Here is a 24,463-nt window from a genome sequence, read left to right on the forward strand (position 1 = left end):
CCTTGACTTACCAGGCCAGCGCCGTACGGCGACGTTTCTCGATATTCATCTGCTCAAGTTTGTTGCGGTCAACGCACACGAGGGCGTGCGTCGGGCACACTTCCATGCAGGCCGGGCCGCTCTCGCGGTGGAAGCAGAGATCGCACTTGTTGGCTTCGGCTTTTTCCGCCACGACGTTCAGTCCGGCGCCGCTATGGCGGATCACCGGGCGCACCACCACCTCCATCGCCCCGTACGGGCAGGCGACGACGCAGGTTTTGCAGCCGATGCAACGCTCCTGCATCACATGGACAAAGCCTTTATCGCGGCTGATGGCGCCGTTCGGGCAGACATTGGCGCAGGGGGCGTCTTCACACTGACGGCAGGCGGTCGCCGTGGAAACATTGACCCCTTTGATCACGTGAATACGCGGCTGAAAGGTGTGAGGCGTCAGGGAGGCGCAGTCCTGATGTTCCTGATGGGATACCACGCAGGCCACTTCGCAAGTGCGACAGCCGATACATTTGCTCGCATCGGCGATAATGAAACGGTTCATCCATTTCTCCAGCAGTAAGAAGGTTACGCGCCGGAGTATGCATAATACGTTCCAAGTTTTTAATATATTGATTATAAAGACTATTATAGCTGGGCTTTGCTGTCATCGTCAGTAGTGACGATGACAGCTGACGACGTCAGGCACAGGGGCCCGCCACCAGCGACTCGCGTTCAATCAGCGCTCCGGGAAAGCTTTGCTGAAAGTTGAATTCCCCGCCATCCAGCATAAAGATCAGCCGATTGATGCTCTCTTTAATCATCTCCGTCACCGGCACCCGGACGCTGGCGAGCGACGGCACCATATACGGCGCAAGAGCAATATCGTCAAACCCCACCACCGAGACCTGTTCTGGCACCTTAACGCCCAGCTGGTGAAGCTGCTTCATCGCCCCGATGGCCATATCGTCATTGCTCGCCACCAGCGCGCTGTAGGTAACCCCGCGCTGACGCAGGCTCTCCACCCCCGCCGCCCCGGTTTCCGGCGTCCAGCGCCCTTCGGCGATAAGCGCCTCGTTCAGGGCGATGCCGTGGCCAGCCAGCGCGTCTTTGTAGCCGGCGAGGCGTTCGACGCCGGTGGGAGAGTCAAGGGAGCCGGTAATAAAGGCGATATCGCGATGGCCAAGCGCAATCAGCCGCTCCACTACCCGCATCGCCGAGGCTTTTTGATCGGACCAGACGCAGTGGCTGGCGTGGCGGCGCAGGCGGCGATTAAGCACCATGATCGGCTGCGAGTGGTTCTCAACGATCTCGTCCATCTCATCAACGGTGAGAAAGCGCGGGTAGATGATGATCGCATCGCAGCGCAGATCCAGCAGGTACTGGATCGCCTCCCGTTCCTCTTGCGCGCTGTGCTTGCCGTCGGCCAGGATCAGCTGCCGCCCTTTATCCTCCGTCATCCGCGCCACGTGATACAGCAGTTCGCTAAAATAGACGCCGTGGTACAGGGTATTGGTCACCACCAGGCCGAGGGTTTGCGTGGTTTTGGTCGCCAGGTTGCGCGCCAGCAGATTAGGCCGGTAGCCGCTCTCCGCCACCGCCTTAAACACCCGGTCTTTGGTCTCCTGGCTGACATAGCCGTTGCCCGACAGCACCCGCGAAACGGTCGCCTTCGATACCCCCGCGCGCTTTGCGACCTCCAGCATCGTTGCCATGTGATTCTTCCTGTTGCAAAAGTTGCAGGCAGTGTACTGCACGTTTCCCGCTTTTACAGCACTCCCCTGTTCATCACCGCGATCCGGCTCACGGCGACGCTTAGCGATCAAAATCACAAAATTGAGATCATATTTTTTTATTTCTTGTGCAATTAAATGAAACTCACCATGATTTTGTGGAACCGGTTTCCTATAAAAACATGGTATCGCCCGGCGATGCGGGGCGGTGGCAGATCAGTACCCTATTGATAAACAGGATAAAATCCGATGTCGAAAAATTATGCAGCCCTGGCGCAACAGATAGTCGCGGCAATCGGCGGGGTCGACAACGTCGCCGCCGTTACCCACTGTATGACCCGTCTGCGCTTCGTGGTTAAAGACGACGAACAGGTCGATAGCTCTACCCTGAAAGGCCTGGCCGGGGTGCTCGGCGTCGTGCGCAGCGATAACCAGTGCCAGGTGATCATCGGCAACACTGTCTCCCAGGCCTACCGCGAGGTGGTGAATCTGCTGCCTGGCGACCTGCGCCCGGCTGAGCCGCAGGGCAAAGCGCCGCTGACCCTGAAACGCATCGGCGCCGGGATCCTCGACGCGCTGATCGGCACCATGTCACCGCTGATCCCGGCGATTATCGGCGGATCGATGGTCAAGCTGCTGGCGATGATCCTCGAGATGAGCGGCGCGTTGCCGAAAGGCTCGCCGACGCTGACCCTGCTGGCGCTTATCGGCGACGGCGCATTTTTCTTCCTGCCGCTGATGGTGGCCGCCTCCGCGGCGGTGAAATTCAAAACTAATATGTCGCTGGCTATCGCCATCGCCGGGGTGCTGGTGCATCCTGGGTTTATCGAATTGATGGCCAAAGCCGCCCAGGGAGAACACGTTGAATTCGCCTTTATTCCGGTTACCGCGGTGAAATACACCTACACGGTGATCCCGGCGCTGGTGATGACCTGGTGCCTGTCGTATATCGAGCGCTGGGTGGATCGCATTACCCCGGCGGTGACGAAAAACTTTCTGAAGCCGATGCTGATCGTGCTGATCGCCGCCCCGCTGGCGATCCTGCTGATTGGCCCGCTGGGCATCTGGATCGGCAGCGCCATTTCCGCGCTGGTGTATACGATCCACAGCTATCTCGGCTGGCTGTCGGTGGCGATCATGGGCGGGCTGTGGCCGCTGTTGGTGATGACCGGTATGCACCGCGTCTTTACGCCGACCATCATTCAGACCATCGCCGAAACCGGCAAAGAGGGTATGGTGATGCCGTCGGAGATCGGCGCCAACCTGTCGCTCGGCGGCTCTTCGCTGGCGGTAGCGTGGAAAACCAAAAACCCGGAGCTGCGCCAGACGGCGCTGGCCGCCGCGGCATCGGCGATTCTGGCCGGGATTTCCGAACCGGCGCTGTACGGCGTGGCGGTGCGCCTGAAGCGCCCGCTGATCGCCAGCTTAATCAGCGGCTTTATCTGCGGCGCGGTGGCAGGCATTGCCGGACTGGCCAGCCATTCGATGGCGGCGCCGGGGCTGTTTACCAGCGTGCAGTTTTTCGATCCGGCCAATCCAATGACCATCGTCTGGGTGTTTGGCGTGATGGCGCTGTCGGTGGTGCTGTCGTTTGCCCTGACGCTGATCCTTGGCTTTGAGGACATTCCCGTTGAGCAGGCCGCTGCCGACGCCAGAGCGCGCCAGGCCCGGGCCCAGGCATCCCACGCCTGAATACACTATTGATAATGAGGTAATGCATGGCGAGTTTCCCACAGGGATTTTTATGGGGCGGCGCACTGGCCGCCAACCAGTCTGAAGGCGCTTATCTTGAAGGCGGTAAGGGGCTGACCACCGTGGATACCCTTCCCCACGGCGCCCATCGCCTGCCGGTAAAATTAGGCCTGGAGAAGCGCTTTACGCTGCGTGAAGACGAATTTTACCCCAGCCACCAGGCGATCGATTTTTACCATCGCTATAAAGAAGATATCGCCCTGATGGCCGAGATGGGGTTCAGCGTCTTTCGCACCTCCATCGCCTGGAGCCGCCTGTTCCCACGCGGCGACGAACAGCAGCCGAATCCGCAGGGCATCGCCTTCTATCGCTCACTGTTCGAGGAGTGCAAAAAGCACGGTATCGAGCCGCTGGTCACCCTGTGCCATTTTGACGTGCCGATGCATCTGGTGATGGAGTACGGCTCCTGGCGCAACCGCAAAATGGTGGATTTTTTCAGCCACTACGCCCGCACCTGCTTTGAAGCTTTTGACGGCCTGGTGAAATACTGGCTCACCTTCAATGAAATCAACATCATGCTGCACAGCCCCTACTCCGGCGCCGGTCTGGTGTTTGAGGAGGGAGAAAATCAGGAGCAGGTGAAGTATCAGGCCGCGCATCACGAGCTGGTGGCCAGCGCGCTGGCGACGAAAATCGCCCATGAGATTAACCCGCAAAATCAGGTCGGCTGTATGCTGGCCGGCGGTAATTTCTACCCTTACTCCTGCAAGCCGGAAGATGTATGGATGGCGCTGGAGAAGGACCGCGAAAACCTGTTCTTTATCGATGTCCAGGCCCGCGGCGCCTATCCGGTGTGGGCCGCGCGGGTGTTCCGGGAAAAAGGGGTCACGATTGCGAAACAGCCGGGCGATGACGAGATCCTAAAAAACACCGTCGATTTCGTCTCCTTTAGCTACTACGCGTCGCGCTGCGCCTCGGCGGAGATGAACGCCAGCAACACCAATGCCGCCAACATCGTCAAGTCGCTGAAGAACCCGCACATTCCGGCCAGCGAATGGGGCTGGGGCATCGACCCGCTGGGCCTGCGCATCACCATGAACATGATGTACGACCGCTATCAGAAACCGCTGTTCCTGGTGGAAAACGGGCTTGGCGCCCGCGATGAGATCGATGCCAATGGGGACATCAATGACGACTATCGCATCAGCTACCTGCGCGAGCACATCAGGGCAATGCGCGATGCTATCGGCGACGGCATTCCGGTAATGGGCTACACCAGCTGGGGCTGCATCGATCTGGTCTCGGCGTCCACCGGCGAGATGAGCAAGCGCTACGGCTTTGTCTATGTCGATCGCGACGATGCCGGCAACGGCTCCCTGGCGCGTAAGCGTAAAAAGTCATTCTTCTGGTACCAGAAGGTGATAGCCAGTAACGGCGCCGATCTCGACTAAGCACCCTCGCCCACGCGCGCCCGTTCCCCGCGATAACCGGGGGACGGACGTCGGCTATCTGTTGCATCCATTACATGCTTTTTTCTCGAGCCTGATTCCAGTTTCTGGTTTGCCACCTGTTTACAATAACTGGTATTTTATCCAGTACTTTTACCGGGGTATCTTCAGCAAGGAGCACATCATGAGCGCACAGCACCCTACCGCAGCCAGAGGGATAGCCAGGGCCATTCGCCAGTTAACCGTGGGATATGTCAGAAAACGCCATGAGGACCGCAAAACGCGGGAGACGCGGCGCTACACCCGCCACGCGGCATTAAGCTTAAACGGCGACTGGCTGGAGCAGGCGGGGTTTCCGGTCGGCACGCAGGTCAGAGTCTCGGTGTCGCCCGGTAAATTAGTGATAGAGAATCTTGAGCTGGCAGCGCCGGGAACGGGGCTCCCTTCCGGCCAGTCGTGCGCCGGCGGAGAGCCCGGTTCGCCGCAGGGCTAGTCGTCCGCGGCCTCCAGCTGAGTAAAGCCGCCCTTGCCCTGCCAGCCTGCCAGCTGCTGATACACCCGGGCAACGGCCTCTTTCACCGGCTGGGTCATCGGATAATAAAAACCGACGATATCCGGCTGAATGCCGAGGAAAATCACCTCGCCGACGTCTTCTTTCAGCTGATCGACCAGATAGTTGAGCGGCATGTTATGGGTGGTCATCATAAACATCTCGGCGATGTCGTCGGGATCGATGATGCGAATGTCGCCGGGGTTTAGGCCCATATCGGTGGCATCGACAATCAGCAGGCGTTCGGGGCGTAATTCGCGGATCGCCACGATGTCGTTTTCCGGCGCGCTGCCGCCGTCGATGACCACCCACTGGCCGGCCGGGTTCGCCGCGCACATCTCCGCCAGCAGCGGGCCGGCGCCGTCGTCGCCCATCATGCTGTTGCCGACACAGAGTAAAACGTCAGTCACGTAATCTCCTCACCATCAGGTAGATGGCGCTCTCCTGGTGAATATCATGCAGCATGCTGAGCAGGGTTTTGCTCCACGCCTGCTGCTGCGGGGTCTGCGCGGACTGCGCTTTATCAAAGGCGTTGGCCAGCATCGCCACATGACTGCTGTCGATGACGATTTCGCCATACTTCGGCACGCCCTCCATTTTGCGCCGCGCGGCGCTTCCGGCCTCAAGGGTGGCGATCCATGCCAGATACGCGTCCCATGGGCAGCTCAGCGCCGCCTCCAGACAGTCGATGACGCCGAGGTGGTGGCCAATCGCCAGGCTGTAATAGACCACCTGCTGCGCCTGATCCGGCGTGGCGTCGTTCTCATCAATAAATTTACGGCTCAGCTGACTGAACACCACCGTCTCGCTCATCGGATACGCGCCCCCTCGACCACCTGGTTGAGATGGGTGACGATCTCGGTCAGACGCGGATCTTTCTCCGCCTCCAGCCAGCGCAGCACCTGGCTGTCGCCCTGGCCAAGCAGACGCATATAGTCATCGGCAATCTGCCGTCCATAGCGATAGCCCGCCAGACGCCGCGCTTCGCGATCGATGCGCACCCGCAGAGGCTGCACCATATCGGCATGCAGCAGCTCGGTCGGCTGTTCGTCGAGCTCACCCGGCAGACGGGCATGAATTTTCTGCTCCAGCAGGCCAAGCGCCATGGCGAAGCCGTACAGCGTGGCGGCTGGCGTCGGCGGGCAGCCCGGAATATAGACGTCGACCGGTACGATTTTATCGGTACCGCCCCAGACGCAGTACAGGTCGTGGAAGATGCCGCCGCTGTTGCCGCAGGCGCCGTAGGAGATACAGATCTTCGGATCCGGCGCCGACTGCCAGGCGCGCAGCGCCGGGGAGCGCATCGCGCGAGTCACTGCCCCGGTAAACAACAGAATATCGGCATGGCGCGGCGAAGGCACCACCTTAATCCCGAAGCGTTCAGCGTCGAACAGCGGCGAAAGGGTGGCGAAAATTTCGATTTCGCAGCCGTTGCAGCCGCCACAGTCGACGCGGTAGACGTAGGCCGAACGTTTAATCTTCTTCAGTAGCGAGGCCTTCATGCTGGCGATGGATTCATCCACCGTCATCGGCACGGGAATGCCGTTTTCATCGCGCGGGCCAAGTAAAGTGCTCATCAGCTGGCCTCCCTCATATGGCGGGTCAGTTCAATACGATCGGACGGCACCAGGCATTTCTGGCGCTTGCATTCCGGGCAGGTTTCGAAGCTTTCGCGGTGCAGCTCGGCGCGGGTATCGCCGTTATGCTTGAGCAGCGCGATGGCGTAGTCGATCTCCTTCTGCACCGCGAACGGACGCTGGCACTCCCGGCAGTGGCAGATAGCGAAGCGCGACTGCTGGAGGAAATCCTCTTTCTTCCACACCGCCAGCTCATACTCCGGCGACAGCTTAATCGCCGCCGTCGGGCACACCTCTTCACAGCGACCGCAGAAGATGCAGCGCCCGAGGTTAAACTGCCACGCCAGCTGGTTAGTGGCCAGATCGATCTCGACCGTCAGGGCGTTCGACGGGCAGGCGTTCACGCAGGCCGCGCAGCCGATACACTGCTGTGGCGTATGCTCCGGCTTGCCGCGAAAGTTTTTGTCTACCGGCATCGGCTCCAGCGGGTAGGCGTGCGTCGCGGTGCCGGTCTTAATAACTTTTTTAATAAAGGTAAACATGGCGATTCCTTATTTCAGCGGCGAGTTTTTACGCTCGATGCTGTAGCGCTCCAGCTCTTTGTATGGCACCACTTTGCTCTTCTTCTTGCGTACATCGACCACGGTCATGCGGTCAGTACAGGAGTAGCACGGGTCGAGGCTGCCGATGATCAGCGGCGCATCGGAAACGGTGTTGCCGCGCAGCATATAGCGCAGGGTCGGCCAGTTGGCGTAAGTCGCCGCCCGGCAGCGCCAGCGGTACAGTTTCTGGTTGTCGCCGGTCATGCTCCAGTGGATATCGTCGCCGCGCGGCGCCTCGGAGAAGCCCAGCGCGAAGCGGTGCGGAATATAGGTGAACCCCTCCACCATCAGCGGGCCGCCCGGCAGGTTATCGAGACCGAAATCAATCATATTCAGCGCGGTGTAAACCTCGTTGATCCGCACCTTGAGGCGAGATATCACGTCGCAGCCCTGTTCGCTGTGAACTTCCATCGGCAGCAGGCCGTAACCGACAAACGGGTGGTCGGCGCGGGTGTCGCGGGCGTGGCCGCTGGCGCGCACCATCGGGCCGACGTTGCTGAAGTCGCGGGCGATTTCCGGATCCAGACGGCCAATACCGACGGTACGCTGTTCCATATTCGGCGTGCTGAGCAGCATATCCACCAGCTCCTGCACGTCGCGACGCATCTGCTGCGCCAGCTGACGGGTCTGGATCATGTCCTCTTTCAGCAGGTCGCGGCGGATCCCGCCGATCAGGTTCAGGCCGTAGGTTTTACGCGCGCCGGTAAGGATCTCTGCCATCTTCATCGAGGTTTCGCGCACGCGGAAGAACTGCATAAAGCCGGAGTCAAAGCCGGTAAAGTGGCAGGCCAGACCGAGGTTCAGCAGGTGCGAGTGCAGGCGTTCCACCTCCAGCAGAATGGCGCGGATCATCTGCGCCCGCTCCGGCACCACGATGCCCATCGCGTTCTCCACCGAGGTGGTGTAAGCGGTGCTGTGGGCGAAGCCGCAGATGCCGCACACCCGGTCCGACAGGAAGGTCACTTCGTTATAACCCATGCGGGTTTCCGCCAGCTTTTCCATCCCGCGATGGACGTAGAACAGGCGGTAGTCGGCGTCGATAATGTTCTCGCCGTCAACGAACAGGCGGAAGTGGCCAGGTTCATCAGAGGTGACGTGCAGCGGGCCAATCGGCACCACGTTGTTTTTCTTGCTGCCGAGCTCGTTAATAAACTCGTAGGTTTCGGCGTCGGTGGTCGGCGCCGGACGCTGGCGATAATCCATGCTGTCTTTGCGCAGCGGATAGAGTTCGTCCGGCCAGTCGTCCGGCAGCACCAGCCGGCGTTCGTCCGGCAGGCCGACCGGCACCAGGCCGTACATATCACGCACTTCGCGCTCGCCCCATACCGCCGCCGGGACGCGCGGCGTCACCGACGGGTATTCCGGTTTGTTGGCGTCCACTTCCACGCGCACGGTGATCCAGCATTTGGTGCCCTGCTCCATCGACAGCACGTAATAGACCGCGTAGTGGCCGTTGAGCTTACGTTCATCGTTGCCGAACAGCACCGACAGCCAGCCGCCCTGCTGGTAGTAGAGAAACTCCACCACTTCCGGCAGGTAGTTGACCTTCACGGTGATGGTTAACTGGTCTTTAGTCTGCCAGGCTTCGTCCAGCACCACGCCGGGAAAGGCCTGGTGCAGCGCCGCAAGGTAGTGTTGACCGATTTTTTCTTCAGACATGCTCAAACTCTCTTAATCACGCCACCAGCAAGGAGACGAAAGCTAAAAAGGCGAAACCAAACCCGGCCCAGGTGACGCGGGAGGTGGCACAAAAACGCAGACGCGCCATGCTGTTTTCAAACAGCGCGATAATTAGCACCCCAACCACCAGCTTAACGATGGCGACCACCAGCGCCAGCAGCAGGCCGCCGACGCTGAAGCTGGTCATCTGGCCCCACGGGAAGAAGACCCCGACAAACATCTGCAGCACCACCAGCTGTTTGAGGCTGATGCCCCACTTCAGGATGCCAAAGCCGCTACCGCTGTATTCCGACAGCGGCCCTTCCTGCAGCTCCTGCTCCGCTTCCGCCAGATCGAACGGCAGTTTGCCCATCTCGATAAAGGTGGCGAAGGCGCAGGCGCATAACGCCAGAATCAGTGGAATGCTGCGCGCCGCCGGCCAGTGGTAAAGGGTATCGGTGATGGCGCTGATATGGGTCGAGCCGGCGACCTGCGCCGCCACCCACAGGCCCAACAGCAGGATCGGCTCCACCAGCACGCCGAGCATCGCTTCGCGACTGCTGCCCAGCGCGGTAAACGGGCTGCCGGTGTCCAGACCGGAAATGGCAAAGAAGAAACGGGCGATGGCGAACAGGTAGATCAGGGTGATGAGATCCCCCAGCACCGGCAGCGGGGAGTCTACCGTCACCACCGGCAGCGCGGTGGCGATGGTCAGCATCACGCCCACCATGACGTACGGCGTCAGGCGAAACACCCAGCCCGAGGCGTCAGGACCGACGCTCTGGCGGCCCAGCAGTTTCAGGATATCGCGATACTCCTGCAGTACCCCCGGTCCACGGCGGTTATGCAGCCGCGCGCGGGCGACGCGAACGATCCCGGACAACAGCGGCGCGACGGCAAACAGCACCAGCGCCTGTAGCAATGCAATTAACAGACTCATTCTCAGGCTCCTCGCGAAATGACAATCACCACCAGCACCGCCAGCTCAACCAGCGCGATCCCGCGCAGCAGCGCCGGCGCCGAGGCCGATTGCCAGCCCGGCACCAGACGCACCGGGTTCAGCCAGTGACGCAGCTTCAGCAACGGCGCAAAGGCCTCTTTCACCGGCATGGCAAAGCCGTGGGCCGTTACCACCATCGACTGCTCGTGGTCGTAACCGCAGACCCACGCCGCGCCGCGCGAGCGCGCCGCCAGGCGATCGCCTTTAAAGAAGATCATCAGCAGGAACGGCAGCAGCGGGCAGGCAATAAGCAGCAGCGCGATCATCGGCTGCGACACCACGCTCGATACCTGAGCCTGCACCGGGAAGGCGCCGCTCACCAGCGGCAGCAGCCACGGCGCGGCGATGCCGCCAACGAGGCAGAACACCGCCGCCAGCACCACGCTCAGGGTCATCAGCCAGGGGGCGCAGGTAGCGTTTTCCGCCTCTTTCGTCCGCGGTGCGCCGAGGAAGGTCACGCCGTAGACTTTCGCCATACACATCACCGCCAGTGCGCCAGTGATCGCCAGGCCAACGGCCAGTAGCGGCCCCAGCAGACGGCCGATAAACAGGTCGCCAGTGCTCATTTTGAAGAAGGATTGATAGATAACCCATTCGCCGGCGAAGCCGTTCAGCGGCGGCAGGGCCGCCATTGCCATCAGCCCCACCAGCATGGCGAGGGAGATCAGCGGCATTTTTTTACCGATGCCGCCCAGCTTCTCGATATCGCGATGACCGGTGCGGAACCACACCGCTCCGGCACCGAGGAACAGCGTGGTTTTGAACAGGCTGTGGTTAATCAGGTGATACATGCCGCCGATAAAGCCCAGCACCATCAGCGTGCTGTTGCGGGTCGCCACGCCGGTGACGAAGGCGCCCAGCCCCAGCAGGATAATGCCGATATTCTCCAGGGTGTGATAGGCCAGCAGGCGCTGAATGTTATGCTCCATCAGCGCATACAGTCCGCCGATAAAGGCGGTGATCATCCCCAGCGCCAGCAGCATCACGCCCCACCACAGCGGCGGCACGCCGCCGGCCAGCGAAACGGTCAGCATGCCGTACAGACCAACCTTCATTACCACCGTGGAAAACAGCGCGGCGGCCGGCGCGCTGGCCCCGGCGTGAGCCTGCGGCGCCCAGCCGTGCAGCGGGATCGCCCCGGCCAGCAGGGCGAACCCCACCAGACCCGGCAGCCAGAGCAGCGGGTTCTGCATCATATCCACCGCCTGAAGGTTGATCTGCGCCAGCTCGAGGGTGCCGTAGGTTGACCACACCAGCCAGCAGGTCCAGGCCATCAGCAAAGTACCGAGACGCCCCAGGGCAAACCACAGCTTACCGGAGGCGGCGCAGCCGGTGAGAAACGCCGCGCAGAGCGCCATGATCTCCGCCATCACCACCAGTGAACCGATATTGGTCACCACCACCGCGCAGGTCGCGGCGGCCAGCAGCAGGTTGACCAGCGGGCCGTTGGCCTTCACCTGCGGGTGGCGATGCCAGCTAATATTAAACAGCGACACCGGCAGCGCCGACAGGCCGATGGCCAGCAGCCACAGCGCGTTGACGCCCCCCACCCGTATCGTCAGGTGGAGAAACTGCAGCATGCCGCCGTGGATCCGCTCCGGCATCAGCAGCGCGGCGCCGCCGGCGACCACCAGCATAGCGCTGGCCACCGCGCCGCCGATCCCGGCAATGGCGCCGCTGAGCGGTTTGCGCATGGCAAACAGAAAGGCCAGTACGGCGCTGGCGGCATACCACGCCACCGCCTGATTCACTAATCCAATTACACTCATTCCCTCTCCCCCTGTTGCGCCTGGAACAGCGACAAGTCGCCAAGGTCGGTATTAAAGGTCAGCTGGCGTTTACGCTTGCTGGCCTGGGCGATATCACGGCTATCCACCAGCATCAGCGCGTTGGTCGGACAGGTCCGCACGCAGGCCGGGCCCTGGTCATCGAAGTGACAGAGGTCGCATTTCACGGCAATAGCGCGCACGCCCGGTACCCAGTCGAGCAGCGAGCTGACGCGCGCCGGCGCCGGCGGCGCGGGGGGCGCCAGCCGGGTATTGGCATTCGCCGGGATATCCAGCGGGCGGCTGCCGGAAAATTCAATGGCGCCGAACGGGCAGGCAATGCCGCACAGTTTGCAGCTTACGCACAGGCTCTCGTTGAGCTGGACCGCGCCATCGACGCGCTGGATGGCGTTAACCGGGCAGACGGTGGCGCAGGGAGCATCTTCACAGTGGTGGCACATCTGCGGTGCCGATTCTTTTTCATTACGCATCACCTGCAGCCGCGGCATAGCCTGCAGGCCGTGCTGGCGATGCGTCTCAGAGCAGGCGGCTTCGCAGGTGCGGCAGCCGATACAGACAGTGGAGTCAGCAATTACAAAACGGTTCACCGGGTCATCCTCGGGTGAAAGTCATTTTTGACGAAATCAGGTTGCGCAGGTGTCATTTTCGACACGTGTCGACACCTTACGATCAGTGGGTCAGCGCCAGATGGCTTAAATCCACCGGTTGGTCTTGTTCCATGGCGTCATACAGACGGTCATAGACGGTGGCGATAATCGCCAGATAGTGCTCCAGCACCTGGTCGCGGGAGCGGTTGCTAATGCGGCCGTCCACCGTGCCATCCATTGCGAGGGTGGCCTGAGCAATCAGATACTTATCACCGCCGTTTTTGTTTTCGACGTAGTACTCGATGGTGTGGCTGTTGAAGCCTTCCGCGAGGGCGACGAACACCTGAAAATGGCCGAACAGCACGAAGCACAGCTCTTTGTCCGGCGCGCAGCTCATCGCGTGATGCAGGCGGGCCTTCGACAAGGTGATCCCCTGAACCAGCGAGTTACAGTAGATGTGCCACTGCTCCTGCTGCTGCCGGTGACGGTCGGCGATGTAATCCGCCTTTTCACTTATTTCCCAAATAGTCATATCGGTTTCTCCGTAGCATGAGATGCACCCTCTAAGCATTTTTCATGCCAGATTTTATTTAATTGATTTAACTATGTTTTTATATCGACCTCTGCCGATACGACATGTCGATGACAGCCCCGGGGCGTCGACATCGACATTGACTGCCACGACGATTTCATTCTGGCATCGTTATTGCATAGAAGGCGCATCGCGATACGGAGGCGACTATGCACGAAATCACCCTCAGCCAGCGGGCGCTGGAAATTATTGAACAACAGGCGCAGCAGGCCGGCGCGCGGCGGGTTACCGGCGTGTGGCTTAAGGTCGGCGCATTTTCCTGCGTGGAAGCCAGCGCCCTGACCTTCTGCTTTGAGCTGGTCTGCCGCGGCACGCTGGCGGAGGGGTGTGAATTGCATATCACCGAACAACAGGCTGAATGCTGGTGCGATCGCTGTCAGCAGTACGTCCATCTTGTCTCGCAGCACGTTCGCCGCTGCCCGCACTGCAATAACGACCAGCTGCAGATCGTGGCGGATGACGGCTTACAGATTCAGCGTTTAGAATTGGAGTAAATTATGTGTACAACATGCGGCTGTGGCGAAGGCAACCTCTATATTGAAGGAGACGAACGAAACCCGCATTCCGCGTTCCGCAGCGCCCCCTTCGCGCCCGCCCCACGCCAGACGATGACCATCACCGGTGTCAAAATCGACCACTTCGCCCCCACCCGCACGCCAGAGGGCGACCTGCATTACGGCCACGGCGAAGCGGGTACCCACGCCCCGGGGCAGAGCCAGCGGCGGATGCTGGAAGTGGAGATCGACGTGCTGGATAAAAACAACCGCCTGGCGGCACGCAACCGCGCACGCTTCGCAGCAAAACAGCAGCTGGTGCTGAATCTGGTTTCCAGCCCCGGCTCCGGCAAAACCACCCTGCTCACCGAAACCCTCACCCGGCTGAAAGGACGCGCCGACTGCGCGGTGATTGAAGGCGATCAGCAAACGGTCAATGACGCCGCCCGCATTCGCGCCACCGGCACCCCGGCGATTCAGGTCAATACCGGGAAAGGCTGCCATCTCGACGCCCAGATGATCGCCGATGCCGCCCCGCGCCTGCCGCTGGCTGACCGCGGCATTCTGTTTATCGAAAACGTCGGCAACCTGGTCTGCCCGGCCAGCTTTGATCTCGGCGAGCGCCATAAGGTGGCGGTGCTGTCGGTCACCGAAGGCGAAGACAAACCGCTGAAGTATCCGCATATGTTCGCCGCCGCCAGCCTGATGCTGCTCAACAAAGTCGACCTGCTGCCGTATCTCAATTTCGACGTTGAGCGGTGCCTGGCCTGCGCCCGCGAGGTCAATCCGCATATTGAAATTATTCTTGTCTCCGCCACCAGCGGCGAAGGCATGGAGCAGTGGCTCACCTGGCTGGAGACGCAGCGATGTGCATAGGCATTCCGGGACAAATTTGCGCCATCGACGGCGTGCTGGCGAAGGTGGAAGTTTGCGGTATTCAGCGCGACGTCGACCTGACGCTGGTCGGCGCCGTTGATGAGCAGGGCCAGCCGCGGCTCGGCCAGTGGGTGCTGGTGCACGTCGGCTTCGCCATGAGCGTCATTAATGAAGCCGAAGCCCGTGACACCCTCGAGGCGCTGCAAAATATGTTTGATGTGGAGCCGGACGTCGGCGCGCTGCTGTACGGCGAGGAGCGATAATGCGTTACGTAGATGAATACCGCGCCCCCGAACAGGTGATGCAGCTGGTGGCCCATCTTCAGCAGCGTGCTCGTCTGCTGCCGCACACCGCCGCGCGACCGCTGCGCATCATGGAGGTCTGCGGCGGCCATACCCATGCCATTTTTAAATTCGGGCTCGACCAGCTGTTGCCGGAGAACATCGAATTTATTCATGGTCCCGGCTGCCCGGTGTGCGTCCTGCCGATGGGGCGCATCGACGCCTGCATTGAGATTGCCAGCCGCCCGGGAGTGATCTTCTGCACCTTCGGCGACGCCATGCGCGTGCCGGGTAAAAACGGCTCGCTTCTGCAGGCGAAAGCCCGCGGCGCCGATGTCCGCATCGTTTACTCGCCGATGGACGCTCTGCGGCTGGCGCAGCAAAATCCGCAGCGCGAGGTGGTCTTTTTTGGTCTTGGTTTCGAAACCACCATGCCCGCTACCGCCCTGACCCTGCGTCAGGCGCGAGAGCGCAACGTCGATAACTTCTACTTTTTCTGCCAGCACATCACCCTGCTGCCGACCCTGCGCAGCCTGCTGGACCAGCCGGACAACAGTATCGACGCCTTTCTCGCCCCGGGCCACGTCAGTATGGTGATCGGCACCGAGGCCTACGGCTTTATCGCCAGCGACTATCACCGTCCTTTAGTGGTCGCCGGTTTCGAACCGCTTGATCTACTGCAAGGCGCGGTGATGCTGGTTGAGCAGACAATAGCGCAGCGCAGCGATGTGGAAAATCAGTACCGTCGCGTGGTGCCGGATGAGGGCAACCCGCTGGCGCAGGCGGCGATGGCCGACGTCTTCCGCCTGGATGGCGACAGCGAATGGCGCGGCCTGGGGGTCATCAGCGACTCCGGCGTGCAGCTTACGCCAGCCTATCAGCGCTTCGATGCCGAGGCGCATTTTCGCCCGGCGCCGCAGCGCGTGTGCGACGACCCGCGCGCCCGCTGCGGCGAGGTGCTGACCGGCCGCTGTAAACCGCACCAGTGCCCGCTCTTCGCCAGCACCTGCAATCCGCAAAGCGCCTTTGGCGCGCTAATGGTCTCCTCTGAAGGGGCCTGCGCCGCCTGGTATCAATATCGCAGTCAGGAAAATGAAGTATGAAAAGCGTCCAGTTAGCCCACGGTAGCGGGGGACAGGCAATGCAGCAGCTGATCGGCGACCTGTTTATGCAGGCCTTCGCCAACCCCTGGCTGGCGGAGCAGGAGGATCAGGCGCGCCTCGATCTGGCGGCGCTCGCCGCCCAGGGGGACCGCCTCGCCTTCTCCACCGACAGCTACGTGATTGACCCGCTGTTCTTTCCCGGCGGCAATATCGGCAAGCTTGCCGTCTGCGGTACCGCCAACGATGTGGCGGTCAGCGGCGCCATCCCGCGCTATCTTTCCTGCGGCTTTATTCTCGAAGAGGGGCTGGAGATGGCCACCCTGGAAGCGGTGGTCGCCAGCATGGCCGACACCGCCCGGGCGGCAGGGATCGCCATCGTCACCGGCGACACTAAAGTGGTGCCGCGCGGCGCGGCGGATAAGCTGTTTATTAACACCGCCGGCATCGGCGCCATCCCGGCGGACATTCGCTGGGGGACGCAGCAGATTAGCGCCGGTGATGTGCTGCTGGTCAGCGGCACGCTGGGGGATCATGGCGCCACCATCCTTAACCTGCGCGAGCAGATGGGGCTGGACGGCGCGCTGTCCAGCGACTGCGCGGTGCTGACGCCGCTTATCCAGACCCTGCGCCCGCTGAGCGGAGTGAAAGCCCTGCGCGACGCCACCCGCGGCGGGGTTAACGCGGTCGCCCATGAGTTCGCCGCCGCCAGCGGCTGCGGCATCGAACTGCAGGAGGCAACGCTGCCGGTCAACGACACGGTGCGCGGCGTCTGCGAGCTGCTTGGTCTGGACGCCCTGAACTTCGCCAATGAAGGCAAGCTGGTGCTCGCCGTCGCCCGCGACGAGGCGGAAAACGTGCTGGCGCATTTGCGGTCTCACGCGTTAGGACGCGATGCGGCGATAATCGGCGAAGTGGTCGTCCGCCCGGGCGTACGTTCCGTTGGGCTGTACGGCGTGAAGCGGACGCTCGATCTTCCCCACGCCGAACCGCTGCCGAGAATTTGTTAACGACGGCGTCGGGTCCCGGATAGCGGCTGGCGCCTTTTCCGGGCTACAAAACTGCGCGCACATGTAGCCCGGCTAAGCGCAGCGCGAGCCGGGAAAAAGCCAGCGTAATTATTTTGCCCAAACCAGCGGGCGCCCATGGATGGGTTAAAGCGGCAATAACCGCTTTATTAACATACTATTATTTGTACCATCATTTTCTTATGCGCCGCGTTGTCGGCGCGTTTTGGACGTAAGCAATGTCGTATACACCGATGAGCGATCTCGGCCAGCAGGGGCTGTTCGATATCACCCGGCTTTTATTACAGCAGCCCGATCTGGCCGCGCTAAGCGAAACACTGACCCGTCTGGTGCAACAGTCCGCGCTGGCCGATGAGGCGGCCATCATCCTGTGGAACGCGGGTAATCACCGCGCGGCCAGGTACGCCTGCGATGAGGCCGGCCATCCGGTAAGCTACGAGGATGAAACCGTCCTGGCCCACGGTCCGGTGCGTCGCTTACTCTCCCGGCCGGATGCCCTGCATTGCGATCATGAAACCTTTGCTGACACCTGGCCGCAGCTTATCCGCAGCGGACTGTATCGTCCGTTCGGATACTATTCGCTGCTGCCGCTGGCGGCGGACGGGCGGATCTTCGGCGGCTGCGAATTCCTCCGCCGTGACAACCGGCCGTGGAGCGAGAAAGAGTTCCAGCGGCTGCATACCTTCGCGCAGATCGTCGCCGTCGTCACCGAACAGATTCAGAACCGGGTCAGCAATAACGTCGATTACGATCTGCTGTGCCACGAGCGCGACAACTTTCGCATCCTGGTGGCGATCACTAACGCGGTGCTCTCGCGACTGGATATCGACGAGCTGGTCAGCGAGGTGGCGAAAGAGATCCATCGCTACTTCCGGATCGACGCCATCAGCGTGGTGCTGCGCAGCGACCGCAAGGGGAAGCTCAACATCTATTCCACGCATTATCTTGACGCCAGCCACCCGGTTCACGACCAGAGCGAGGTGGATGAAGCCGGCACCCTCACCGAGCGCGTGTTCAAAAGCAAAGAGATGCTGCTGCTTAATCTGCACGAACATGACACCCTCGCGCCGTATGAGAAAATGCTCTTCGAGATGTGGGGCAATAAGATCCAGACCCTGTGCCTGCTGCCGCTGATGTCCGGCAATACCCTGCTCGGGGTGCTTAAGCTGGCGCAGTGCGACGAACAGGTTTTCACCACCACCAATCTCAAGCTGCTGCGGCAGATCGCCGAGCGGGTGTCGATCGCTATCGATAACGCCCTCGCCTACCGCGAAATTCAGCGCCTGAAAGAGCGGCTGGTGGATGAGAACCTCGCCCTCACCGAGCAGCTCAATAATGTCGAGAGCGAATTCGGGGAGATTATCGGCCGCAGCGAGGCGATGAACAATGTGCTCAAGCAGGTAGAGATGGTGGCGCAGAGCGACAGCACCGTGCTGATCCTCGGCGAAACCGGCACCGGCAAAGAGCTTATCGCCCGCGCTATCCACAACCTCAGCGGACGCAACGGTCGGCGGATGGTGAAGATGAACTGCGCGGCGATGCCCGCCGGGCTGCTGGAGAGCGATCTGTTCGGCCACGAACGCGGCGCGTTCACCGGGGCCAGCGCCCAGCGTATCGGCCGCTTCGAACTGGCGGACAAAAGCTCCCTGTTCCTCGATGAAGTGGGCGATATGCCGCTGGAACTGCAGCCCAAACTGCTGCGCGTCCTCCAGGAGCAGGAGTTCGAACGTCTGGGGAGCAACAAGCTGATTCAGACCGACGTTCGATTGATCGCCGCCACCAACCGCGATCTCAAGCAGATGGTTATCGACAGGGAATTCCGCAGCGATCTCTACTACCGGCTCAACGTGTTCCCGATCCACCTGCCGCCGCTGCGCGAACGTCCCGACGATATCCCGCTGCTGGTGAAGGCGTTTACCTTTAAAATCGCCCGCCGCATGGGGCGCAATATCGACAGCATTCCGGCGGAAACCCTGCGCACTCTGACGCGCATGGAGTGGCCGGGCAACGTGCGCGAGCTGGAAAACGTTATCGAACGGGCGGTATTGCTCACCCGCGGCAACGTACTGCAGCTCTCCCTGCCGGAGCGGGATATCGTGGAAGCCCCGCGGACGCCGGCGGTCCTGCCTGAGGAAGGTGAGGATGAATATCAACTGATCGTCCGGGTGCTGAAGGAGAGCAACGGCGTGGTGGCCGGGCCGAAAGGCGCCGCCCAGCGGCTGGGGCTCAAGCGCACCACGCTCCTGTCACGCATGAAGCGGCTGGGTATTAATAAAGACGAACTGGTGTAACCTCGCGCGCTCCCCCTTTCCGCGCCGGTGAGAGGGAGCGCTGGCGCAGCGCGCTATTTATCGCTGGTAAAACCGTTGCTGGTCGCCAGTTCGGCAAACCACAGCGCATTGCGTTTTATCTGTCGCTCGCCGGTCTCCAGATCCAGTCGCCAGAAGCCGTAGCGCCGTTTGAAGGCATTGATCCACGACCAGTTGTCGATAAACGTCCACTGGTGCACGCCAAAGCAGTTCGCGCCGTCGGCTATCGCCCGATGCAGCTGCACCAGATGCTCCTCCATCAGCTGAATGCGGAAAGTATCGTCTATCACCCCGTCCGCCCCGGGCTCGCCCTCTGATTGTCGATCCATCGCGATGCCGATTTCCGCGAGATACCACTTAATATTGCCGTAGTTATCGCGAATATTGGCGGCAATGTCATAGATCGCCTGCGGCAGGATCTCGTTGTTATCACGATAAGGATTAAAGCGGCCCTGCGGGTTCACCGCGTTTTCGAAATAGTATTCCGGGGTGAAATAATCGAGGTCATATTCGCTCTCACGCGCTTTTACCCGCCGCGGCACATAATAGTTTACCCCAAGAAAATCGATATCCGCGCTGAGGATCAACGCCGCGTCGTCTTTGCTGGTCGTCGGCAGGCTGTCGTGGGCGGCAAGGATCTCGCACAGCGCTTTGGGGAATTCATGTTTTACCAGCGGGTCAAGGAAGCTGCGGTTAAAAAACAGGTCGGCATACCCGGCGGCTTTTTTATCCGCGTCGCTGTCGGTGAGGGTATAGCTCGGGGTCAGGTTGAGCACCACGCCGATCTCGCCCGCCAGCGCCAGTTCACGATAAGCCGTTACCGCTTTGGCGTGCGCCAGCATAATGTTAAACGCCACCTGCGCCGCCAGCCGGCCATCTTTCTTACATGGATAGTGGAAGTCGTACAGGTGGCCTCCCTCAACCGGCACAATCGGCTCGTTGAAGGTTATCCAGTATTTAACCTTATGGCCAAACAGGCTAAAGGCGGTGCGGGCAAAGCGGGCAAACAGCTCGGCTACGTGCGCCGATTCAAAGCCGCCGTACTGTTTCTGCAGCGCTTCCGGCATATCAAAGTGGTAGAGATTGATCATCGGCTCAATGCCGTTGGCGATCATCTCATCCAGATAGGCGTGATAAAAACGCACCGCGTCCGGGTCCGGCGCGCCGGTTTCCAAATCAGCGATCAGTCGTGACCACTGTATCGAGGTACGAAATGAGTTGAAGCCGGTCTGTTTCATCAGCGCCACGTCCTGCGGATACTGATGATAAGTATCACACACGGTCTGCGGCCCTACCTGCTGATAAAATCGCTCCGGCTGTTCGGCAAACCAACTGTCCCAGATGGAACGATGGCGCTTATTGGTGACCCCTTCCGTTTGCGGGCCGGACGCCGCCGCCCCCCACAGGAACCCTTGCGGAAACTGATACTGCTGCATAACCTCTCCTTCGAAAAAAGGCTGCGCCCGTCTGGCGCAGCCTGAACGTACTACTCAGCGACCACTTCGATCGATTTAATGAACATATAGCCCCAGTCGCCGGCGAAGCGGCCGAAGTCAATCTGATTGCTCCCGGCTTTAAGCGTCACCGGTATCCGCAGCTGCTGGCCCTGCTCATCCGTCTGCGGGAAGGCCACGGTCTGCGGAGCGCCCCCGTTGACGACAAATGAGTTCTGCTTACCGCCCCATTTGCCGTTGAAGGTTACATTGAGCAGGAACTGACCGCTCCACGGCGCCTGCACCTGCCAGCTGACCTTATCCCCCTCGTTGGCAAATGGGCCGAGGAAGCCGTCCTCGCCAACTGTCAGCGCGTCTTTATCACTCTTCATCACCGTCAGCCGCCCCTCAGCCACGCCATAAACTTCGCCGTGATAACGACAGAAATCCGCTGGCGCTTTCCCCGTCGCCTCGCCCACCGTCACGGTCACGGTTTTGCTGCTTTTCAACAGCCCATCGTCCGCCGTGAACGTCAGCGCATAGGTGCCTGGCGCCGTAAACCAGGCCCGGGTTTGAGCCCGATCGGCATGGCAGAAATGCACCTGGCCATCGCCGGCGTGCTGCCAGCCCACCTTAACCTCTCGCGACGGCAGGCCATCGTCCTGCCAGCTGGCCGTAAGCTCGACGCCCTGGTCCTGCGTGGTGGTTAGGGCCGGTTCCAGCGTGACAACCGGCGGCTGATTCTCCTCGCTATGCTGCACGCTAATCACATTGGAAGGGGCCGAACGACCACTCTCGTTTTTCGCCGTCACCCGGTAGTAATACGTGTGCCCGAGCTGAAGCTGACGATAATCGTCGCGGAACAGAACCATGGTTTCCGGATTCCATTCGTTAACGCCATCGGAGATATCCCGGCCCACCACCGTCCACGGCCCGGTCGGTGAGGCGGCGCGTTCGACATCGTAGCTGCGTCCTACCGCAGCGCCCATCCAGTTGATCGCGAAGGGCGAGGTGGTTTCGCGCAGCAAAGGCGCGTCCGGCTTCGGCAGCGGCGCCATCGTCTGCTGCCCGGCCATCTGCGCCGCGGCGGTGCGCACCAGATCGACCACCGCCTGCTCCTGGTTCGCTTCGCCTTCTTTGGTAAACCCCGGCAGGTGGTAGCTGTAGTGCCCGGTCGACTCCTTATGCCAGTAGAAGCCGCCGTCGTGACGATGGCCGCGGAAGCCCCAGATAAGCCCGCCGGCGGCTTGCGCCCCGTTGACGTCGCTGTGAACAATCGACTGCATAATGGCGTTCAGTTGATCCGCCGGCAGCAGGCCAAACTCGCCGACGAGATAGACTTTTTGTCCGCCGACGGCGCGCAGATCCTGCGTCACCTGCCCGGGATGGTTATTATCGGCATTGGTGTAATAGTGATTGCTGACGATATCCACATTGGGGTCGGTCAGCGCAAAGGAATTGATTTTCTTATAGGTGCCATCTACCACCAGCTGATGAGGGGCCCATTTTTTAATCCACGCCGCGGTCTGATGCAGGAAATCGGCGTTGGTATCCTCCAGCTCGTTACCGGTTCCCCAGGCCATGATCGCCTTTTCATCATAATAGGCGCGGCCGGTGACGGTATTTGTCCGGGTGATGACCTGGCGGATCACATCCAGATAGGCTTTGAAGGTCTTGCTATCGGTCCGATAAAAGTCTTCCGCTTTTTCATGATAGAACGCCGCCAGCTGCTCGCGCCCGCCCCACCACCACCAGTGGTCGATAAACGGCAGGATCAGACGCAATCCCTGTTTATCCGCTTCGGCAATCATGTTGTCATACACCCGCATGGCTTTCTCATTCAGCCGCGGCATGCCGTCCGCCGTTTCCGGCGCCAGAATATGGGTCTCGCGCCCGCAGGCCTTATCAAATTCCTGCTGCACCGACAGCACGTAGACGCGCTGGGCTTTCGCCCCGGTTTGCACCATCGCCTGGATCCAGTTTTGCTGCTCCTGGGCCGTTGGCCATTTAAAGTATTGCCCCCAGCCGCGCGGGTCTGCCCTGCAGGGGCCGCGGGCGTCGTCTTCAATGCGGTGTAGCTCCGGCGCGTGGATCCCGGCGAAACGAAACACCTTGTCGCCGTCCTTGAGGGTGGCGCCGTCGCGAGTGATAAAGTGCGTAAAGTGCGAGCGCTCGGCGGCCAGCGCCCCGCCGGCCCCCAGCGCGGACAGCAGCCCCATCAGCAGCAGGTTTTTCATCGGCTTCATCGTTCTCTCTCCTTAGAACCAGACCTCGGCCTGTACGCCGAAGTTAACGGTATCGGTAGAGCCACTGCGGGAATACCCGCCGGCGGTGATGGTATTGGTGTCCCAGTTGTAGTTACCGTCTAATGCATCGGAGACACCTTTATCCCACTTCGCGTAGGTGACGAAGAAGCGCAGCTGCGGACGCGCCCAGAAACCGGAGTCAAAGGTCAGGGTTGGCGCAACGGTGACTTTGGTCAGGCCGCCTTTGCCTTTGCCGTTTACCCCTTTGTAGTTTTTGTCATCCAGGTATTCGTAGCCCAGCTCGTACTGCATGGCAAAGTTGCGGGTGATCTGATGATAAGGGCGGATACCAGCGACCCACATCGAGCGTCCCCAGCCATTTTCATCTTCCGTCCACCAGCGGTAGTTTTTATCTTTCTGCCAGAAAGCGAAGGTCGAGATCTCCAGGTCGCCCATCGAGGCCACGCTATCCAGCACCACTCGCCAGGACTGGGTGTTTTCCAGATTGGCCCAGCCCCAGCCGTTTTTACCCAGCGAGTCACCCGCCGCCAGCCCTTTCCCGTACTGCAATGCGAGGCGGGAATATCCTCCGGTCAGACCATAGAAGCCGTCAAAGTTATAAATACCGGTCACGCCATAGCCCTTCTCGGCGGAAGTCGGATGGTTTTCGTTACGGTTCATGTGGTGGCCGATCAGCTCCAGATCGAAGCCTGTCCCCGCGATCTTTTTCAGCCACAGGTTGAGGGAATAGTCATCCGGGTAGCCCTGATCTCCCTTATCCACCGGGTAGGCTTTGGTTTCATCGGTGGGTGAAAAGGCGTACACCCCGGCGTCGAAGCGGGCGAAGCCGAGATCCATGTTGTCGAAGCCGCCGCCGGTGCCGTTGTACTGAATGTACTCCCAGTCGAACTGATGGCTGGAGGTGTTGGAGCTGCTATAGCGCTTACCGGCCCAGAAGGTCATCTCTGGCGCAAAATCCAGATTGCTCAGCTCGGCGAACCCTTCACGAAACTGTACGTCATGGCCATCGTCATCCTGACAGTTCCAGTCGGAGGTGCATTTCGACTGGTGAGTGAGGTTGGCCTGCACTTTCGCCACCACGCCGCTGTCCGCCGTCAGCGTCACGGTGGGGATCAGTTCGATCTTGGTGTCTTCTTCGTTGCCCAGTCGCCACTTACCGTCCGGCATCAGGCCGACGGAGTCCGCGCGGTTGCCATCGGAGTTCGCCAGGATCCCGGAGCGGATATAGCCATGCAGCGCAAAATCATACTTCGGATCGGCGCAGGCCGGGCTGCTGGCCCCTGCCAGCGAGAGGAGAGCCAGAGGTATTGAGTGTTTCAGCTTTATCATTATTTTTTTCCCACGTTATGTTTGTTAACACGAACCGATAACGGAGGGGAAATTTACGGATCAAAAACGGAAATGTACATCCACTTACGGAAAGCGCTTTCCATAATTGCCTATCTGGTTCACAAAATTAGCTCTGCGGCGAATATATT

Annotated in this window: 23 protein-coding genes; 9 read left to right on the forward strand and 14 right to left on the reverse strand. The window is 60.6% G+C overall.

Annotated elements, in window-relative coordinates:
* Window positions 1–7 precede the first annotated feature (7 nt).
* Both hydN and RRF55_RS07780 read right to left on the reverse strand, forming a co-directional pair.
* Window positions 8–535: an electron transport protein HydN gene (gene hydN / locus RRF55_RS07775; protein WP_002914875.1), complete on the reverse strand. Its 528-nt coding sequence runs from the start codon at window positions 533–535 to the stop codon at window positions 8–10.
* Between the two features lie 136 nt (window positions 536–671).
* Window positions 672–1,685 (reverse strand): LacI family DNA-binding transcriptional regulator, encoded by a 1,014-nt coding sequence (locus tag RRF55_RS07780; RefSeq protein ID WP_004174685.1) that lies wholly within the window; start codon window positions 1,683–1,685, stop codon window positions 672–674.
* 267 nt (window positions 1,686–1,952) lie between these two features.
* Here RRF55_RS07780 and ascF point away from each other — a divergent pair, with 267 nt between their 5' ends.
* From ascF to RRF55_RS07795, 3 genes are all read left to right on the forward strand, one after another.
* Window positions 1,953–3,395, forward strand: coding sequence for a PTS cellobiose/arbutin/salicin transporter subunit IIBC (ascF, locus tag RRF55_RS07785; RefSeq protein ID WP_002914879.1), 1,443 nt, complete (start codon window positions 1,953–1,955; stop codon window positions 3,393–3,395).
* Window positions 3,396–3,421: 26 nt separating this feature from the next.
* Window positions 3,422–4,846: a 6-phospho-beta-glucosidase gene (locus tag RRF55_RS07790; RefSeq protein WP_023286813.1), complete on the forward strand. Its 1,425-nt coding sequence runs from the start codon at window positions 3,422–3,424 to the stop codon at window positions 4,844–4,846.
* A 181-nt stretch (window positions 4,847–5,027) separates the two neighbouring features.
* Window positions 5,028–5,336, forward strand: coding sequence for a SymE family type I addiction module toxin (locus tag RRF55_RS07795; protein WP_002914883.1), 309 nt, complete (start codon window positions 5,028–5,030; stop codon window positions 5,334–5,336).
* Here RRF55_RS07795 and hycI read toward each other — a convergent pair.
* The 9 genes from hycI to hycA all read right to left on the reverse strand — a co-directional run bounded on the left by hycI (window position 5,333) and on the right by hycA (window position 13,137).
* Complete coding sequence (gene hycI / locus RRF55_RS07800) at window positions 5,333–5,803, reverse strand: hydrogenase maturation peptidase HycI (RefSeq protein WP_004174683.1); 471 nt, start codon at window positions 5,801–5,803, stop codon at window positions 5,333–5,335. The two genes, RRF55_RS07795 and hycI, sit on opposite strands and share 4 nt — an antisense overlap.
* Window positions 5,796–6,206 (reverse strand): formate hydrogenlyase maturation HycH family protein, encoded by a 411-nt coding sequence (locus RRF55_RS07805; protein WP_002914887.1) that lies wholly within the window; start codon window positions 6,204–6,206, stop codon window positions 5,796–5,798. Before RRF55_RS07805 ends, hycI begins: the two co-directional genes overlap by 8 nt.
* The gene (locus RRF55_RS07810) at window positions 6,203–6,970 is read right to left on the reverse strand and encodes an NADH-quinone oxidoreductase subunit B family protein (RefSeq protein WP_002914891.1); all 768 of its coding nucleotides are present in this window, start codon (window positions 6,968–6,970) and stop codon (window positions 6,203–6,205) included. Before RRF55_RS07810 ends, RRF55_RS07805 begins: the two co-directional genes overlap by 4 nt.
* Window positions 6,970–7,512: a formate hydrogenlyase complex iron-sulfur subunit gene (locus RRF55_RS07815; RefSeq protein WP_002914893.1), complete on the reverse strand. Its 543-nt coding sequence runs from the start codon at window positions 7,510–7,512 to the stop codon at window positions 6,970–6,972. The genes RRF55_RS07810 and RRF55_RS07815 overlap by 1 nt, the downstream gene beginning before the upstream one ends.
* 9 nt (window positions 7,513–7,521) lie before the next feature.
* On the reverse strand, window positions 7,522–9,231 hold the full coding sequence (gene hycE, locus RRF55_RS07820) for a formate hydrogenlyase subunit HycE (RefSeq protein WP_004151044.1): 1,710 nt from the start codon (window positions 9,229–9,231) through the stop codon (window positions 7,522–7,524).
* Window positions 9,232–9,247: 16 nt separating this feature from the next.
* Window positions 9,248–10,171 carry a respiratory chain complex I subunit 1 family protein gene (locus tag RRF55_RS07825; protein ID WP_004149485.1) on the reverse strand — a complete coding sequence of 308 codons (924 nt, stop codon included), beginning with the start codon at window positions 10,169–10,171 and terminating at the stop codon, window positions 9,248–9,250.
* 2 nt (window positions 10,172–10,173) lie between these two features.
* Window positions 10,174–12,000, reverse strand: coding sequence for a formate hydrogenlyase subunit 3 (gene hycC, locus RRF55_RS07830; protein WP_004890213.1), 1,827 nt, complete (start codon window positions 11,998–12,000; stop codon window positions 10,174–10,176).
* Complete coding sequence (locus RRF55_RS07835; RefSeq protein WP_004151047.1) at window positions 11,997–12,605, reverse strand: 4Fe-4S dicluster domain-containing protein; 609 nt, start codon at window positions 12,603–12,605, stop codon at window positions 11,997–11,999. Before RRF55_RS07835 ends, hycC begins: the two co-directional genes overlap by 4 nt.
* Window positions 12,606–12,687: 82 nt before the next feature.
* On the reverse strand, window positions 12,688–13,137 hold the full coding sequence (gene hycA, locus RRF55_RS07840) for a formate hydrogenlyase regulator HycA (RefSeq protein ID WP_002914925.1): 450 nt from the start codon (window positions 13,135–13,137) through the stop codon (window positions 12,688–12,690).
* A 209-nt stretch (window positions 13,138–13,346) separates the two neighbouring features.
* Between hycA and hypA the strand changes: the two genes are divergently transcribed.
* The 6 genes from hypA to flhA all read left to right on the forward strand — a co-directional run bounded on the left by hypA (window position 13,347) and on the right by flhA (window position 19,267).
* Window positions 13,347–13,691, forward strand: coding sequence for a hydrogenase maturation nickel metallochaperone HypA (gene hypA, locus RRF55_RS07845; protein ID WP_004145778.1), 345 nt, complete (start codon window positions 13,347–13,349; stop codon window positions 13,689–13,691).
* Window positions 13,692–13,694: 3 nt separating this feature from the next.
* Window positions 13,695–14,567 carry a hydrogenase nickel incorporation protein HypB gene (hypB, locus tag RRF55_RS07850; RefSeq protein WP_004890205.1) on the forward strand — a complete coding sequence of 291 codons (873 nt, stop codon included), beginning with the start codon at window positions 13,695–13,697 and terminating at the stop codon, window positions 14,565–14,567.
* On the forward strand, window positions 14,558–14,830 hold the full coding sequence (locus tag RRF55_RS07855) for a HypC/HybG/HupF family hydrogenase formation chaperone (protein ID WP_002914934.1): 273 nt from the start codon (window positions 14,558–14,560) through the stop codon (window positions 14,828–14,830). The genes hypB and RRF55_RS07855 overlap by 10 nt, the downstream gene beginning before the upstream one ends.
* Window positions 14,830–15,951, forward strand: a complete 1,122-nt coding sequence (gene hypD / locus RRF55_RS07860) for a hydrogenase formation protein HypD (protein WP_023286815.1) — start codon at window positions 14,830–14,832, stop codon at window positions 15,949–15,951. Before RRF55_RS07855 ends, hypD begins: the two co-directional genes overlap by 1 nt.
* Window positions 15,948–16,958, forward strand: coding sequence for a hydrogenase expression/formation protein HypE (gene hypE, locus RRF55_RS07865; RefSeq protein ID WP_004149493.1), 1,011 nt, complete (start codon window positions 15,948–15,950; stop codon window positions 16,956–16,958). The genes hypD and hypE overlap by 4 nt, the downstream gene beginning before the upstream one ends.
* Window positions 16,959–17,194: 236 nt before the next feature.
* Window positions 17,195–19,267: a formate hydrogenlyase transcriptional activator FlhA gene (gene flhA, locus RRF55_RS07870; RefSeq protein ID WP_004185384.1), complete on the forward strand. Its 2,073-nt coding sequence runs from the start codon at window positions 17,195–17,197 to the stop codon at window positions 19,265–19,267.
* Window positions 19,268–19,320: 53 nt separating this feature from the next.
* Here the strand turns inward: flhA and RRF55_RS07875 are convergent, their stop codons facing one another.
* Genes RRF55_RS07875 through RRF55_RS07885 form a run of 3 tightly spaced genes read right to left on the reverse strand, consistent with a single transcriptional unit; the run spans window position 19,321 to window position 24,314 of the window.
* A complete protein-coding gene (locus tag RRF55_RS07875) occupies window positions 19,321–20,721 on the reverse strand; it encodes a glycoside hydrolase family 1 protein (RefSeq protein WP_439419114.1) in 1,401 nt (466 codons plus the stop codon).
* A gap of 50 nt (window positions 20,722–20,771) precedes the next feature.
* A complete protein-coding gene (locus tag RRF55_RS07880) occupies window positions 20,772–22,964 on the reverse strand; it encodes a CBM35 domain-containing protein (protein ID WP_130953131.1) in 2,193 nt (730 codons plus the stop codon).
* Window positions 22,965–22,976: 12 nt separating this feature from the next.
* Entirely contained in the window at window positions 22,977–24,314 is a 1,338-nt protein-coding gene (locus RRF55_RS07885; RefSeq protein WP_002914972.1) for a maltoporin, read from the reverse strand.
* Between the last annotated feature and the right edge of the window lie 149 nt (window positions 24,315–24,463).

This window comes from Klebsiella sp. K47, from assembly GCF_051858335.1.
Classification (GTDB): Bacteria; Pseudomonadota; Gammaproteobacteria; order Enterobacterales; family Enterobacteriaceae; genus Klebsiella; species Klebsiella pneumoniae.